This window comes from Cupriavidus sp. PET2-C1 (genome assembly GCF_054515855.1).
This window is the reverse complement of record NZ_CM137259.1, coordinates 3,733,242-3,747,320: the sequence shown is the minus strand read 5'-3', so window position 1 is coordinate 3,747,320 and position 14,079 is coordinate 3,733,242. Positions and strand designations below refer to the sequence as shown.

Annotated in this window: 13 protein-coding genes; 5 read left to right on the top strand and 8 right to left on the bottom strand. The window is 68.5% G+C overall.

Features of this window, described 5'->3' with window-relative positions; genetic code table 11:
- The first annotated feature begins 65 nt into the window (after positions 1 to 65).
- The gene (locus ACX12D_RS16900; protein ID WP_459372019.1) at positions 66 to 449 is read left to right on the top strand and encodes a GFA family protein; all 384 of its coding nucleotides are present in this window, start codon (positions 66 to 68) and stop codon (positions 447 to 449) included.
- 65 nt (positions 450 to 514) lie between these two features.
- Positions 515 to 1,141: a glutathione S-transferase family protein gene (locus ACX12D_RS16895; RefSeq protein ID WP_459372017.1), complete on the top strand. Its 627-nt coding sequence runs from the start codon at positions 515 to 517 to the stop codon at positions 1,139 to 1,141.
- A 13-nt stretch (positions 1,142 to 1,154) separates the two neighbouring features.
- On the opposite strand, the gene ACX12D_RS16890 is transcribed toward ACX12D_RS16895, so the two are convergent.
- Both ACX12D_RS16890 and ACX12D_RS16885 read right to left on the bottom strand, forming a co-directional pair.
- Positions 1,155 to 3,503, bottom strand: a complete 2,349-nt coding sequence (locus tag ACX12D_RS16890; protein WP_459372015.1) for a cytochrome P450 — start codon at positions 3,501 to 3,503, stop codon at positions 1,155 to 1,157.
- Positions 3,504 to 3,554: 51 nt separating this feature from the next.
- Positions 3,555 to 4,538 (bottom strand): Bug family tripartite tricarboxylate transporter substrate binding protein, encoded by a 984-nt coding sequence (locus tag ACX12D_RS16885; RefSeq protein ID WP_459372014.1) that lies wholly within the window; start codon positions 4,536 to 4,538, stop codon positions 3,555 to 3,557.
- Positions 4,539 to 4,794: 256 nt separating this feature from the next.
- Between ACX12D_RS16885 and ACX12D_RS16880 the strand changes: the two genes are divergently transcribed.
- Entirely contained in the window at positions 4,795 to 5,610 is an 816-nt protein-coding gene (locus ACX12D_RS16880; protein ID WP_459374048.1) for an IclR family transcriptional regulator, read from the top strand.
- Between the two features lie 42 nt (positions 5,611 to 5,652).
- On the opposite strand, the gene ACX12D_RS16875 is transcribed toward ACX12D_RS16880, so the two are convergent.
- Together ACX12D_RS16875 and ACX12D_RS16870 are read right to left on the bottom strand one after the other, a co-directional pair.
- Positions 5,653 to 6,552, bottom strand: coding sequence for a recombination-associated protein RdgC (locus ACX12D_RS16875; RefSeq protein WP_043349676.1), 900 nt, complete (start codon positions 6,550 to 6,552; stop codon positions 5,653 to 5,655).
- A 183-nt stretch (positions 6,553 to 6,735) separates the two neighbouring features.
- Complete coding sequence (locus tag ACX12D_RS16870) at positions 6,736 to 7,314, bottom strand: BPSL1445 family SYLF domain-containing lipoprotein (protein WP_459372013.1); 579 nt, start codon at positions 7,312 to 7,314, stop codon at positions 6,736 to 6,738.
- Between the two features lie 310 nt (positions 7,315 to 7,624).
- Here ACX12D_RS16870 and ACX12D_RS16865 point away from each other — a divergent pair, with 310 nt between their 5' ends.
- Positions 7,625 to 8,023 carry a hypothetical protein gene (locus tag ACX12D_RS16865; protein ID WP_459372012.1) on the top strand — a complete coding sequence of 133 codons (399 nt, stop codon included), beginning with the start codon at positions 7,625 to 7,627 and terminating at the stop codon, positions 8,021 to 8,023.
- A gap of 200 nt (positions 8,024 to 8,223) precedes the next feature.
- Complete coding sequence (locus tag ACX12D_RS16860; RefSeq protein ID WP_459372011.1) at positions 8,224 to 8,472, top strand: DUF6388 family protein; 249 nt, start codon at positions 8,224 to 8,226, stop codon at positions 8,470 to 8,472.
- A 5-nt stretch (positions 8,473 to 8,477) separates the two neighbouring features.
- On the opposite strand, the gene ACX12D_RS16855 is transcribed toward ACX12D_RS16860, so the two are convergent.
- From ACX12D_RS16855 to ACX12D_RS16840, 4 genes are all read right to left on the bottom strand, one after another.
- Positions 8,478 to 10,106, bottom strand: coding sequence for a DHA2 family efflux MFS transporter permease subunit (locus tag ACX12D_RS16855; protein WP_459372010.1), 1,629 nt, complete (start codon positions 10,104 to 10,106; stop codon positions 8,478 to 8,480).
- A 25-nt stretch (positions 10,107 to 10,131) separates the two neighbouring features.
- Entirely contained in the window at positions 10,132 to 11,544 is a 1,413-nt protein-coding gene (locus ACX12D_RS16850; protein ID WP_459372009.1) for an FAD-containing oxidoreductase, read from the bottom strand.
- Between the two features lie 34 nt (positions 11,545 to 11,578).
- On the bottom strand, positions 11,579 to 12,412 hold the full coding sequence (locus tag ACX12D_RS16845; protein WP_459372008.1) for an aldo/keto reductase: 834 nt from the start codon (positions 12,410 to 12,412) through the stop codon (positions 11,579 to 11,581).
- Positions 12,413 to 12,544: 132 nt separating this feature from the next.
- A complete protein-coding gene (locus ACX12D_RS16840) occupies positions 12,545 to 13,936 on the bottom strand; it encodes a GntP family permease (protein ID WP_441633867.1) in 1,392 nt (463 codons plus the stop codon).
- Positions 13,937 to 14,079: the final 143 nt, after the last annotated feature.

Below are 14,079 nucleotides of genomic sequence, written 5' to 3'. Positions count from 1 at the left end.
TATCGGTGTAAAACTACGGACTGCGGCAGACATGCAAGACGCGCAAGATGTGCAGGATGCGCAAGATGAACGAAATTCTATCGGAGACCACCATGACCGTAACCCACTACACCGGCGGCTGCCATTGCGGCGCCGTGCGCTACGCAGTGGATGTCGACCTGGCCGGCGCCATCGAGTGCAATTGCTCGTTGTGCAGCAAGCGCGGCTTCATCTGGTCGTTCACATCGGCAGATAGATTCACGCTGACCGAAGGCGCGCAGGCCACGCGCACGTACAAGTTCAACAAGCATGTGATCGACCACCGCTTCTGCGAAACCTGCGGCGTGGAGGCCTACGCGCTGGGCAGCATGCCGGACGGCTCGGCTGTGGCCGCGATCAACGTGCGGTGCCTCGATGGCGTCGACCTGGCGCAGCTCCAGCCTAAGAAAGTCGACGGCGCCAGCGCTTGATCCGCGATGGTTTCGCCGCCCCCCCTCGCCCTGAGTTGCACGATGTTTCCCTCGGAGCCAATGCCATGTCCCAGCCTGAACTGACCCTGTTCCATTCGCCCAACACGCGTTCCACCGGCGCGCTGACCCTGCTTGAGGAACTCGGCGTGCCGTATCGTCTCCACCCGCTCAATATGAAGGCCGGCGAGCAGCGCGAGCCGGCTTACCTGGCCATCAATCCGATGGGCAAGGTGCCGGCCATCCGCTATGGCGATGCGCTGGTGACGGAGCAGGCGGCCGTGTTCATCTTCCTGGCCGACCTGTTCCCGCAGGCCAGGCTGGCGCCCGCGCTGACCGATCCGCTGCGCGGGCCTTACCTGCGCTGGATGGCGTTCTACGGTTCCTGCTTCGAGCCGGCGCTGGTGGACCGCTCGCAGCATCGGGAGACGCCGCGCGCCATGTGTCCTTACGGCGATTACGACACCACCATCAGCACGCTGCTGGGCCAGCTGGAGAAAGGCCCCTACCTGCTGGGCGACACCTTCACCGCGGCCGACGTGCTGTGGGGCACCGCGCTGACCTGGACCACCATGTTCAAGCTGGTCGAAGCGACGCCGGTGGTGCAGGCCTATATCGACCGCGTCAATGCGCGCCCGGCGGTGGCGCGGGCGCGTGCCATCGATGCGAAGCTGGCAGCAGAGCAGGGCGGCTGAGCACCCGCCGCGCTTATAGCTCCAGCACGATCCGCTGGCATTTCGCGCGCGAGCAGCAGGCCATCATCTTGGTGTTGGCCTCGCGCTCCGCGCGCGTGAGCACCACGTCGCGGTGGTCGATCTCGCCGGCCAGCACGCGCACCTCGCAGGAGCCGCACAGGCCTTCCTCGCAATCGCTCTGCATGTCGATGTTGGCGGCGCGCAGCGCGGCCAGCAGCGTCTGGCCCGGGGCGACCGCGACGACAATGCCGGAGTCCTTCAGCTCGGCTTCGAACGCTTGCTCCTGGCCGGGATCCAGCGCGGCCAGCGCCGACTCGAAATGCTCGATGCGCAGCGCATCGCCGGGCCAGCCGGCGCACTGTTCCTGCAATGCCGCGAGCATGCGCGCCGGGCCGCAGGCGTAGATCTGCGTATCCGCCCGGGGCTGCCCGAGCAGGCTGGCGAGATCGTTGCGCTGGCCTTCATCCTTGGCGTAGACATGCAGGCGGTCGCCGTGCAGCGCGATGAGCTCGTCGAGCAGCGCCATGGACGCACGCGAGCGCCCGCTGTAGTGCAAGGCGTAGTCCATGCCGAGCGCCTTCGCGCGCCGGGCCATGGCGCTGACGGGCGTGATGCCGATGCCCCCGGCGATCAGGATCAGCTTGCCCGCGGCCTCATCCAGCCGGAAGTGGTTGCGCGGGCCGCGGATCTTCAGCCGGTCGCCGGCTTTGACGCTGTCATGCACCCAAGCAGATCCGCCACGGCCCTGCGCTTCGCGCAGCACGGCGATCTCCAGCGCACCGCTGTCGTCCGGGTCGCCGCACAGCGAGTATTGCCGCGACAGACCGGTGCCGCCGCATTCCACGTCGATGTGCGAGCCCGGCGCCCAGCGCGGCATCGGCTTGCCATCGGGCGACACCAGCCGCAGCCGCACGATGCCCTCGGCCGCTTGCGTCGCGCTGGCTACCACCACTGGCCGGCTGATTGCATGCCCCAGAGGCTCGCCAATGCGCACCGGCACTTGCACCTCCAGCAACGCGGGGTTGGCGCGCTCGGGGTTTTGCGTCGGGTCCCATTCCACCCACACGTGCTCGGGCCCGCGGAACGAGGTGTTCGGCACGTAGCTGAATCGCTGCTCTGCCAGGCGCATATGGGGCAGGCGCCGCGTGAGTTCCTCCAGGAAGACCTGCATCTCCATGCGCGCCAGGTTCTTGCCCATGCACTGGTGCGAGCCGTAGCCGAAGGTGAGCTGGTCGCTGGCGTTCTCGCGGCGGATGTCGAAGAGATCCGCATCGGCAAAGTGCCGCTCGTCGTGGTTGGCCGAGGACGTCACGATCAGCAGCTTGGCCCCGGCGGGAATGTCGACGCCGCCTACCTGCACGTCGCGCGTGGCCAGGCGCCGCCAGGCCGCCACCGAGCCGTTGTGCCGCAGGCATTCCTCCACCGCGTTCGGGATCAGGCCCGGGTCTTCGCAGATCTCCTGCCAGGCGCGCGGATGCTGCAGCAGCAGCTTCATGGCATTGGCCGTGGCGTTGGCCGTGGTTTCATGCGCGGCGACAATGCCGGCCATCATCATCGAGTGCAGGTAGGAGTCGGTGACGATCTCCGGATACTCCGCCTGCTTGCGGATGCCATAGCGCATCCATCCCGGGCCGGACGGGTCCTGCCGCATCTTGTCGAGGATCTTGCCGGCAAGCTGCCAGAAGTTGCCCACGGCATGCGCGACTTCGACCTGTTCCTCCGGCCTGGGCCGGCCCCAGGTATTGACGGTATGCGCGATGGAGTATTTGCGCAGCAGGTCCATGTCTTCCTCGGGCACGCCGAGAAAATGCAGCGCCACGGTCAGCGGCACTTCCCACAGCATCTGGTCGACCAGGTCGGCACGGCCGTCGTCGACGAAGCGGTCGACATACTCGCGCGCGAGCTTGCGCACCATGGGTTCGTGATGCTTGAGTTCCTCGGGCGTAAACGGCGCCATCAGCACGCGGCGGCGCGGCATGTGCGCTGGCTCGTCTTCGTTGACGAGCGTGCGGTTCATGGCGTAGCCGTAGGACGCCAGCACGGCGTTGGCTTCCGGCCCGGTCGGCGTGATCTTCTCCAGCGCGATGGAGGGGCTGAAGGTCAGGTTGTCGCGGAAGACCGCCTTGATGTCGTCGTAGCGCGTCACCACCCAGTAGCCCAGCTTGGGGCTGTAGAAGACCGGCTCCTGCTCGCGCGCCCAGCGCACGTACTCGGGCGGGTCCTGCTGGTAGCCATCCTCGAAGGGATCGAAGCTGGCTGCGCCTGGGCTGACCGGGCAGCCGGTGGGCGAGCGCTGCGCTGTCAGCAAGCGATGATCAACGGGACATCCCGAGGCGTGTGGATTGGGGGTGGCGTTGGCCATGCTTGTTGCTCCGTGTTCTCGTTGGCGGGGGGCGGGTGCGGTGCGCCGCGGCTACTCCAGCGTGATCTTCAGGTCGCGGATCAGCTTGTGCCAGCGCGTGGTCTCGCTGCGCAGCAGTTCGGCGTACTGCGCCGGCGTGTTGCCGACCGGCTCCACGCCGAAGTCCACCAGCCGCTTGTTGACGGCCGGGTCCTTGATCGCGGCCACCACCTGCTTGTTCAGCGTGGCGACGATTTCCGGCGGCGTGGCGGCCGGCACCACCATGCCCACCAGCGCCGCGGCCTCCACGTTCTTGAAGCCTGCCTCGGCAAAGGTCGGTACGTCCGGCAACTGGGGCAGGCGGGTCGGGTTGGCCACGGCCAGCGCCTTGACCTTGCCGCCCTTGATGAAACCCGCGCCCGCGGCCAGGTCGACCATCATGGCCGGGACCTGGCCGCCGGCCACGTCGGCCAGCGCGGGCGCGGCGCCGCGATAGGGCGCGTGGACCATGTTCAGCCCGGCCTCCACCTTGAGCAGTTCCATGGCGAGATGGTGCGGGCTGCCGGCGCCGGCAGAGGCGTAGTCGATGCCGCCCGGCTTGGATCTGGCGCGGGCGACGAACTCCTGCACGGTGTTGACGTTCATGCCCGGGCCCACCACCAGGATCATCGGGAAGCGGCCCAGCAAGGTGACCGGCGCCAGGTCCTTGACCGGGTTGTAGGAAAGCGTCTTGTACAGCGCCGGGTTGAACACCAGCGTGCCGTTGTCCGCCGACAGCACCGTGTAGCCGTCTGCCGGCGCGCGCGCGGTTTCCGCCGCGCCGATGGCGGTATTGCCACCCGGCTTGTTGTCCACCAGCACGGGCTGGCCAAGCCGGGTCGAGAGGGCCTGGCCGATGGAGCGCGCCAGGAAGTCCGAGCCGCCGCCGGCGGCGTACGGCACGATCCAGCGCACCGGCTTGGCGGGGTAGGCTGGCTCGGCGGCAGCGGTGGCCGCCAGCACGGGGATGGCGGCCAGGCCAAGGCCTGCGGCGATGCATTTGCGGATGGTGATCATGTTGTCTCCTGTTCCCGTTTGGGTGCCGGTCGAGGCGTGGCGCGGTCCGGCGTTGTTATGCGTAAATGATATACGCATTGCGTAATATGGCGATGCGGGTTAACGTGGGTTTGATGCCGCCGCCCCTTGCACGGCACTAGAATCTCCGCCCATGAAGACAAGAATCGACCCAAGCGCCGCACGCGCCGCACGCGCATCGAGCACCTCAGGCACCTCAGGCACCTCAGGCGATCCCGCTGACCCGGTCGAAGCCGCCATGCCCGCCGAGCCGCCGGTGCGCGAGCGCCGCCAGCGCGTGCAATCGGCGCAGACCGGCATGACGGTGCTCAAGGGCCTGGCCAACCTCGGCGGGCGCGCCAGCCTGACCGCGCTGGCCGCGCATATTGGCGAGAGCCCGGCCAAGGTGCACCGCTACCTGGCCAGCCTGATCGACGAGGGGCTGGTGGCGCAGGCGTCGGCATCGCAGCAGTATTTCCTGGGCGTGGAGGCCATGCTGATCGGCCTGGCAGCGATGCGGCAGGTCGATCCGATCCGCATCGCCGAGCCGTCGCTGGTCCGCCTGCGCGAGAGCCTGGACGTGACCTGCTTTGTGGCGGTGATGGGCAACAAGGGTCCGACCATCGTGCGCTTCGAGGAGCCGGGGCTGCCCGTGACGGTCAATGTGCGGGTGGGCTCGGTGATGCCGATGCTGTGGTCGGCCACGGGCCGCGCGCTGCTGGGCTTGCTGGACGAGCCGCGCGTGCGGGCGATGGCGGAAGAAGAGCTCGCGGCGGCGCCGGCGGAGCTGCGCGCGCAACTGGATCGCGACGATCCCATCGGCGCGCTGCGGCGCGAAGTGCAGGCCGCCGGGTGCGCGGTGGTGCGCGATACCAACCTGAAGGGCATCAGCGCCGTGGCGGCGCCGCTGTACGACTACACGGGCCGCATCTGCGCGGTGCTTACCGCGCTGGGCGCCACCGGCGGCTTCGATGCGTCGATGGACGGGCCCATCGCCGTGGCCGTGCGCCATGAGGCGCGGGTCGCCAGCGGGTTGCTGGGCTACGGCGCGGCGCCGCCGGGCGGCGGCGCCTGAATCCGGGTTGAACCGGCCTGGCCGGCCCCCCGACGCACTGGCTTACAGCTTGCGTTCGCCGCCGAGCGCGGCGGTCAGGTCCGACAGCAGGTTGGCCAGTTCGCCGGCCATCATGGTGAAGTCGCCGTCGAAGCGTTCTTCGTCGTCGCGGGCGCTCGGGTCGGCCTGCTCCTTGATCACGTCCAGCGGGGCCACGCGCTTGATGGTCAGCGACTCGGTGAGCACGAAGGACACGCGGTCATTCCAGGTCATTGCCAGGCGCGTGCAGCGCTTGCCGGCGGCAATGTGGCGGCGCAGGTCCTCGGCATCCAGCGGATGGCGCACATAGCGCACCGTGGCCTTGCTCTCGGCGCTGGATTGCAGCTCCATTTCCTGGTCGAGGGTAAAGCCGGCCGGGGCCGTGTCGGTGGCCAGCCAGTCGGTCATGGCGGTGACCGGCGACTGGTTCACATGCAGGTTGTCCAGCGGCAGCGGGTCGATGGCCTTGAACAGCAGCCCGCGCACTTCATCGGCCTTGGCCGGGGCGGCGGCGTCAATGGCGAGCCAGCCGTTGACCGGGTCGATCCACACGCGGGTGTCGCGCCGGATGCTGAACGCGCGCGGCAGCAGCTCTTCGGTGACCTGTTCCTTGAGTTCGCGCATCTGCTTGCGGCCGGGCTTGAAGCCTTGCTGCTCTTCCAGCTCCACGGCGCGGGCCTTGGTGACCTGGTTGACCACGGTGGACGGCAACAGCTTTTTTTCGGTGCGCATGGTCAGCAGCAACTGCTTGCCGACCTGGTGGACGAGCGCGCCGTTGTCACGCGGCGAGGCCCAGCCCTGGGTTTGCATCTCCAGGCTGGTGCCAGGGAAAAATGCGTGGCGCGCCAGGCATTCCTCGACCTCTTCGGCGGCGAGGGACCACGGTGCGGACAGACGGTGCAGCTGGAGATTCTTGAACCACATGTGAATTCGGCCAAAGGGACGGATTCTAGCCGGTTAGCGTGGCGCATGCGGTAACAATGCGTGAGGGAGTCTGGCCGGTGTGGCGGCGCCGTGGCAGCAGGGCCGGAAAAAGTCAGGGGCCGGACTGCCCGCAGCCCGGCCCCCCGCATACAGGCCGGCGCCAGGCCGGCACGCTGCCAGGTCTCAGATGTCGAGCTTGCTGATCTTCGAGCCTTCCAGGCTCACGCCGGCCATCAGGCCCGCGTTGGTGACCACGAAGCCAACGACGGGCTGCTGGGCGGTATTGGTGTCCAGGGTGCCATTGGCGCCAATCTTGGCCAGCGCCACGGTAGCGTCCACGCCAGCGGTCCAGCCGCTGCTGGCGACGAACTTGTCGAATGCATCCTGTGTAATGAACATCAGGATGATGGCCTTGGATTGCGCACCGATCTGCCAGCCGACCGAACCCGAGATGATGCGGTAATAGCCACGGTTGGCGCCGCCCGCGCGCAGTGCGCCATCGCCATATTCGCCACCCACGACGAAGCCGGCCGAGAGCACGTTGGGGAAGACCAGGATGCCGCGCGCGCGGTTGGCGAGTTCGCGCGAACCCTTCGCCGTTTCATACAGCTTGTTGAGCGTACCATCCACGCCGCCATCGATCTCGCGGCGCTTGGCGACCTTGTCGGTGGGGGCATCGGGCGTGGTCGTACACGCGCCCAGCAGGCCTGTACTTGCCACCACCAGTCCGGCCCCTACCGTCAGAAACGATCTGCGTTCCATGCTCACTCTCCTGATTGTTTTACCTCTCACGGCACCGGATACCCCGGAGCCACTCTGCGCATCCCAATAAAGGATAGGCGTAATCAGCACTTGTAGAAACTTGAAATCTCGCCGCAAGCCTGATTCTCGGGTACTCCCGAAAAACCGGCGTGCCTCGCCCCGTTTCTGTAGAAATATACAAAACAATGTTGCCGATGGCTGTAGGACGGAGGCTGCATTCTGGAGCGCGGCGTCCTACACGCACGGGCGCCTCGCAACAACCTGTTTCATCTGGACAGGAACCCGGCCGGGTTAGATAAGTCCATGACACATGAAATCCGTTCTCGCCCTCATCCCCGTCACCTTGCTGGCAGCGGCTTGCGCTTCGCAGGCGCCCGCCAATCCGCAAGCCTCCGCCGAAGCCAACGAGCAATGGCAATCGCTGCGTGCCGCTTACACCACGTGCGCCAAGGACCAGGCCGATGCTGGCATGGCCAGCGGCGCGTCTGCGCAGGATCTCACCAGTGCCGCGCTCAAGGCCTGCCGGCCCCGGCTCGACGCCATGCACGCGGCGTTTCGCGATTACCTGGATGCACAGATGGTGTCCTCGCATGGCCGCGACGGCGCCCGCCAGGCCGCCGACCGAGTGAGCCGGGATACCGAAGCCAAGACCCGCAACTACCTGGTCCGCTATGTCGAGCGGGAGCGCTATACCGCCAAGGCGCAATAACGCGGCGAGGCCTGCGCTTGCGTTCCGATGGCGCGGCGGTTGATGGCTCCGGTTGATGGCTCGGTTTGGGGCTCCGGTTTGGGGCTCCGGCACGGCTGTGGTGTAATGCGCGGGCGCCGGCGCGCATTCCTGCCTCGTACCTGCTCACCAGGCCGTCGTGCCCCGCCTACCTTGCCACACCTTATTGCGGTCCCTTCCCGATGACTCTCTCCCCCGAACGCTTGCAACTTGCCCATGAGCGTTTTCTCGCCGACAACCCCGAAGTGGTGGCGCTGCTCAAGGTCATCACCCCGCGCCACGCGCACGCCGTCGGCATGAGCGTGGAAGCCTTCCAGCTCTCGGAGCTGGAGCGCGCCATCGGCCGCGAAGCCAGGCTCCGGCGCCTCACTGTCGAGGCGCTGCTGCTGGTGTACCTGGGCGAGCGCGCGGCGCCGGCGCCGCGGCGCTAGATGCGCTAGCCGCCGGCATGCCCGGCGCCGGTCTTGCCGCGCGCCGGACTCAGGAACGCCCAGGCGCATGCTGCCCCGCCGGCCGCCAGCAGCGCCGACAGCAGCATGACCCAGCGAAAGCCGGCCACGAAGGCGCCGTCCACCGCTTGCCGGACGGCCGCTTTTACCTGCGGGTCCGTGGCCGCCGGCAGCGCGATGGCAGCGAGCTTCGCATGTTGCGCCTGCACGGACCGCGCCACCTGCGCCGACACCGCGCCGCTGGCCACCGACTGGCCAAGCGAGCGATCCAGCCGGTAGTCGAACACGCGCACCATCACGATCCCCAGCAAGGCAATCGCCAGCAGCGTGGCCACGCGTGCCGCCGCATTGTTGATGCCGGACGCGGTGCCGGCCGAGCCCGGCGGCACCGCGTTCATGACGGTGGTGGTCAGCGGCGCCACGCTGATTGTCATGCCCGCGCCGAGCACCAGCACTGCGGGAAAGTAGGTCAGCCAGTAGCTGCCGCCGCTGGCCGCGGCATCGGGCAATGCAAACAGCGCGAAACCCGCTGCCGCCACCAGCGGGCCCACGATCAGCGGCGTGCGCGCGCCATGCCGGTCCACCAGCCCGCCGGCCCAGCCGGACAGCAGGAACATCAGCAGGATGAAGGGCAGCAAGGCGGCACCGGCCTGCGTCGACGAATAGCCCTGCACCTGGATCAGGTTAAGCGGGAAGAAGAACAGGCCACCGCCCAGCGCCGCGTAAAGCAGCAGGGTGAGCAGGTTGGCACCCAGGAAAGCGCGCGAGCGGAACAGCGCGGGCGGCATCACCGGGTTGGCCACGCGGGCCTCCGCCAGCACGAACAGCCCGAGCGCAACCAAGCCGGCGGCAAACGGCATCCACACGGCCCGGTGGCCCCAGCCCCGCGCCGGCGACTCGATCAGGCCGTAGACCACGCCCCCCAGTCCCAACGCTGCGAGCAGGCTGCCGGGCCAGTCGAGTCCACCGGGATGCTGCGGCGCGCGGCTTTCCGGCACGCGCCAGAACACGATGGCCAGCACCGCCGCCGCCAGCGGCAGGTTGACCAGGAAGGCCGCGCGCCACGACAGATGCGCGATCAGCCAGCCGCCCACCACGGGCCCGAGCGCGGTGGTCATGGCGGTAGCGCCGGACCAGGTGCCGATGGCCTTGCCGCGCCGGCTCGCATCGAACGAGGCCGACAGCAACGCCAGGCTGCCCGGCACCAGCAGCGCCGCGCCCACGCCCTGCGCGGCCCGCGCGGCGACCAGGTGGCCGATGTTGCCGGCCAGGCCGCACCAACCCGAGCTGGCCGCGAAAATCGCCACGCCCAGCGCAAACACGCGACGGCGCCCAAAGCGGTCACCGGAGGCGCCGCCCACCAGCAGCAAGGCCGCCAGCAGCAACGCATAGGCCTCCACCGCCCACTGCATGCCGCTCAAGCTCGCATCGAAATCCTTTTGCAGCGCGGGCAACGCCACGTTGACCACGGTGCCATCGATGAAGGCCATGCTGGACGCCAGGATGGTGGCGGCCAGCACCCACGGTTCGTCGGCCCTGGCACAGGGCGGCCCGCCAGGGGCCGCCCGCAGCGTTGCGTCGTCGCACGGGCTCTGGGCCAGCGGTGTAGTGGGCATGTTCAGCGCTGGCTGTGCGGGCCCTTCACGCTGCCGCCGGGCCGGCCGGCTCCAGCGGATGCAGCTCGCCCAGCATGGTCGGGATCAGCTCGGATACCGTTGGGTGGATATGCATGGCGCGCTGGACCACCGTGTACGGCGCGCGCGCATACATCGCGTCGAGGATGCAATGAATCACCTCGTCGCCGCCCACGCCCAGCACCGCCGCGCCAAGGATCTCGCGGCTGTCGGCATCCACCAGGATCTTCATGAAGCCTTGCGTTTCGCCTTTTTCCACCGCGCGGCCAACCCGCGTCATCGGCCGCATGCCAACCAGCACCTTGCGCCCGGACTGGCGCGCCTCGGCCTCGTTCATGCCGACGCGCCCCAGCGGCGGGTCGGTGTAGAGCGCATAGGCGGGGATGCGGTCGCCGAGCGTGCGGGGCGGCTCGCCGGATGCCGCGTCCAGCAGGTTGGCGGCGACGATCTCGAAGTCGTTGTAGGCGGTATGGGTAAAGGCGCCGCGCCCGTTGCAGTCGCCCATGGCCCAGATCCCGGGCACATTGGTGCGCAACTGTTCGTCCACCTGGATGTAGCCGCGCGCATCCACGGCGACGCCGGCGCGGTCCAGGCCAAGGTCGTCGGTATTGGGCCGCCGTCCCACCGCCAGCAGCACGTGCGAGCCGACGATCTCGGGCGCGCCTTGCGCGCAATCCATCTTCACCACGACTTCGGCGGCGCGCTGCTCCAGCGCGATGCACTCGGCGTCGAGGCGCAGCCCGATGCCCTCGGCGGCGAGGATGCCGCGCACGGCGTCGGACACGTCGGGATCCTCCCGCTCGATCAGGCGCGGGCCGCGCTGCACGATGGTGACCTCGCTGCCGAAGCGGCGAAACATCTGGCCGAACTCCAGCCCGATATAGCTGCCACCCACCACCAGCAGGTGCCGCGGCAAGGTGTCCACGCGCATCATCCCGGCGTTGGTCAGGTAGTCCACCTGTTCCAGCCCGGGCATCGGCGGCGCGGCGGCGCGCCCACCAACGTTGATGAAGATCTTGCCGGCTCGCAGCAGGGTGTCGTTCACGCGCACGGTGTCCGGGCCCTCGAAGCGCGCGTGGCCGAGATGGACGGTGCCGTGTTCCAGCGTGCGCACCCACGTTTCCACGCCGTGCGTGGACTTGCCGACGACGCCGTCCTTGCGCGCCTTGACGCGCGCCATATCCACCGTCACAGGCCCGGTGGGCACCACGCCGTACTCGGCGCCGCGCCGGGCCAGGTTAGCCGCGTAGGCGCTCGCCACCATGGTCTTGGTGGGGATGCAGCCGGTGTTCACGCAGGTCCCGCCGAACGACTGGCGCTCGATGACGGCCACCTTCTGGCCGGCCGCGCTCAGGCGTGCCGCCAGCGGGGGGCCGGCCTGGCCGGTGCCGATGATGATGGCGTCGTAGTCGAGTGTCATGGCCGGGGCTCCTGGGCATCACAGCATCACAGCATCACAGCATCGCCAGCGGGTGCGGGCCGTCCGGTGGCGGGAAGGCCGCGTCCAGCTCGGCCAGTTGCTGCGTGGAGAGGGTCAGCGCGAGCGCGCCGTGGTTCTCGCGCAGGCGCTCGCGGTGGCTGGTCTTGGGAATCGCGATGACGCCTTGCTGCGCCAGCAGCCAGCCCAGCGCCGCCTGCACCGGGCTGATGCCATGCTTCTGGGCAAAGTGGGCAAGCCGGGGATTGCGCAGCAGCGTGGCCTGCTCGATCGGCGAGTAAGCCATCAGGGCGACGCCATGCTCGCGCAGCCAGGGCAGCAAGTCCCACTCGATGCCGCGCCGCGTGAGGTTGTAGAGCAACTGGTTGGCCGCCACCGCCTTGCCGCCGGGCACGCGCCACAGCGCGCGCATATCGTCCAGGTCGAGGTTGCTGACGCCGAAGTGCCGGATCTTGCCCGCCTTGCGCAGCGCCATGAAGGCCTCCATGGTCTCCGCCAGCGGCACGCCGCCACGCCAGTGCAGCAGGTACAGGTCGAGGCGGTCGGTGCCCAGGCGGCGCAGGCTGCGCTCGCAGGCGGCCACCGCGCTGGTGCGCCCCGCGTTGTGCGGGTACACCTTGCTGACCAGAAAGACCTCATCGCGCCGGCCGGCGATGGCTTCGCCGACCAGTTCCTCGGAGCGGCCATCGCCGTACATCTCGGCGGTGTCGATCAGGGTCAGGCCCAGGTCCAGCCCGAGACGCAGCGTGGCAAGCTCTTCCGCGCGCGCGGCCGGCTGGTCGCCCATGTTCCAGGTGCCCATGCCGAGCGCGGCAACGCTTTCGCCGCCGGGCAGACTCACGGTTTTCATGCGGTGTTCCGGTGGGAAGTGCAGTGTGGCGCAGCCGGCATGTAGCGCGCAAAGCACGCGCACACGGCCGGCTACTCACTCACACTAGGTAAGGACGGCGCGATCCACAAGGTGCGGCGCGCGCCGCCGCGTTCAGAGCAGGCCGGTCGCGTAGTAGACCGTGATCACGAAGAACACGGCCAGCGTCTTGATGACGGTCACCGCGAAAATGTCGCGGTAGGACTCCCGGTGCGTCAGGCCCGTCACCGCCAGCAGGGTGATCACGGCGCCGTTGTGCGGCAGCGTATCCATGCCGCCGCTAGCCATGGACACCACGCGGTGCAGCACCTCGAGCGGAATGCCGGCGGCCTGCGCGCCGTGGATGAAGGTGTCCGACATGGCGGCCAGCGCGATGCTCATGCCGCCCGAGGCCGAGCCGGTGATGCCCGCCAGCGTGCTGACAGACACGGCGGCATTGACCAGCGGGTTGGGGATGCTCTTGAGCGCATCGCTGACGACCAGGAAGCCGGGCAGCGCGGCGATCACGCCGCCGAAGCCATACTCCGAGGCCGTATTCATGGCGGCCAGCAGCGCGCCGCCGATGGCGCTCTTGCTGCCCTCGGCAAAGCGCTCGCGCACCGCGCCGAACGCCGTCGCCAGCACCACCACGATGCCCAGCAGCAGCGCCGCCTCCACCGCCCAGATCGCGGTCACGGTGGCGATCTGGGTCTCCACCGGCTTGGCCAGCCCGGGCAGCGACACGCTGTAGCTGCTGCCGTACCACTGCGGAATCATGCGCGTGAAGACGAAGTTGGCCACGCCCACCACCACCAGCGGCAGCAGCGCCAGTGCCGGATGCGGCAGGTGGCCGGTCTGGCTGCGCTCCGGCTCATTGCGCAACGCTGTGCCGTAGCCCTCGCCACGCGCCATGGCCGCGCGGCGGCGCCACTCCAGGTAGGAGAGGCCCACCCCGATGATGAACAGCGAGCCCAGCAGGCCCAGCACCGGCGCCGCCCAGGTCGTGGTCTTGAAGAAGGTGGTGGGGATGATGTTCTGGATCTGCGGCGTGCCCGGCAGCGAATCCATGGTGAACGAGAACGCGCCCAGCGCGATGGCGCCCGGCATCAGCCGCTTGGGGATATTGCTCTGCCGGTAAAGCTCCGCCGCGAACGGATAGACGGCAAACACCACCACGAACAGCGAGACGCCGCCGTAGGTCAGCAGCGCGCAAACCGTGACGATCACCGCATTGGCGCGCGAGCGGCCGATATAGCGGATGGCGGCGGCCACGATGGACTCCGAGAAGCCCGACAGTTCGATCACCTTGCCAAACACGGCGCCGAGCAGGAAGACCGGGAAATACAGTTTGACGAAGCCGACCATCTTCTCCATGAAGATGCCGGAGAAGACCGGCGCCACGGCGGCAGGCTCGGTCAGCAGAACGGCGCCGAGCGCGGCCACCGGGGCGAACAGGATGACGCTGTAGCCACGGTAGGCCGCAAACATCAGGAAGGCCAGGGCGGCCAGGACGATCAGGAAGGACATCGGTTCTCCTTGTGGTTCTTCCGCGCGCGCGGCGATCGTGGCGCCGCGCGCGGCAGATCAGGTGCCGACTTTGCCACAGCTTGCTGCGCTGCGACAATGTCCTGCCTCAAAGGCTCGCTTTTTTGCCGTCGTCCGTGGCCCGG

Excerpts from the sequence above, each read along its gene's own strand:
- ACX12D_RS16890 (WP_459372015.1), bottom strand. The coding sequence starts at position 3,503 with ATGGCCAACGCCACCCCCAATCCACACGCCTCGGGATGTCCCGTTGAT.
- ACX12D_RS16875 (WP_043349676.1), bottom strand. The coding sequence starts at position 6,552 with ATGTGGTTCAAGAATCTCCAGCTGCACCGTCTGTCCGCACCGTGGTCC.
- ACX12D_RS16840 (WP_441633867.1), bottom strand. The coding sequence starts at position 13,936 with ATGTCCTTCCTGATCGTCCTGGCCGCCCTGGCCTTCCTGATGTTTGCG.
- ACX12D_RS16895 (WP_459372017.1), top strand. The coding sequence starts at position 515 with ATGTCCCAGCCTGAACTGACCCTGTTCCATTCGCCCAACACGCGTTCC.
- ACX12D_RS16850 (WP_459372009.1), bottom strand. The coding sequence starts at position 11,544 with ATGACACTCGACTACGACGCCATCATCATCGGCACCGGCCAGGCCGGC.
- ACX12D_RS16900 (WP_459372019.1), top strand. The coding sequence starts at position 66 with ATGAACGAAATTCTATCGGAGACCACCATGACCGTAACCCACTACACC.
- ACX12D_RS16860 (WP_459372011.1), top strand. The coding sequence starts at position 8,224 with ATGACTCTCTCCCCCGAACGCTTGCAACTTGCCCATGAGCGTTTTCTC.
- ACX12D_RS16865 (WP_459372012.1), top strand. The coding sequence starts at position 7,625 with ATGAAATCCGTTCTCGCCCTCATCCCCGTCACCTTGCTGGCAGCGGCT.
- ACX12D_RS16870 (WP_459372013.1), bottom strand. The coding sequence starts at position 7,314 with ATGGAACGCAGATCGTTTCTGACGGTAGGGGCCGGACTGGTGGTGGCA.
- ACX12D_RS16885 (WP_459372014.1), bottom strand. The coding sequence starts at position 4,538 with ATGATCACCATCCGCAAATGCATCGCCGCAGGCCTTGGCCTGGCCGCC.
- ACX12D_RS16880 (WP_459374048.1), top strand. The coding sequence starts at position 4,795 with ATGCCCGCCGAGCCGCCGGTGCGCGAGCGCCGCCAGCGCGTGCAATCG.
- ACX12D_RS16845 (WP_459372008.1), bottom strand. The coding sequence starts at position 12,412 with ATGAAAACCGTGAGTCTGCCCGGCGGCGAAAGCGTTGCCGCGCTCGGC.
- ACX12D_RS16855 (WP_459372010.1), bottom strand. The coding sequence starts at position 10,106 with ATGCCCACTACACCGCTGGCCCAGAGCCCGTGCGACGACGCAACGCTG.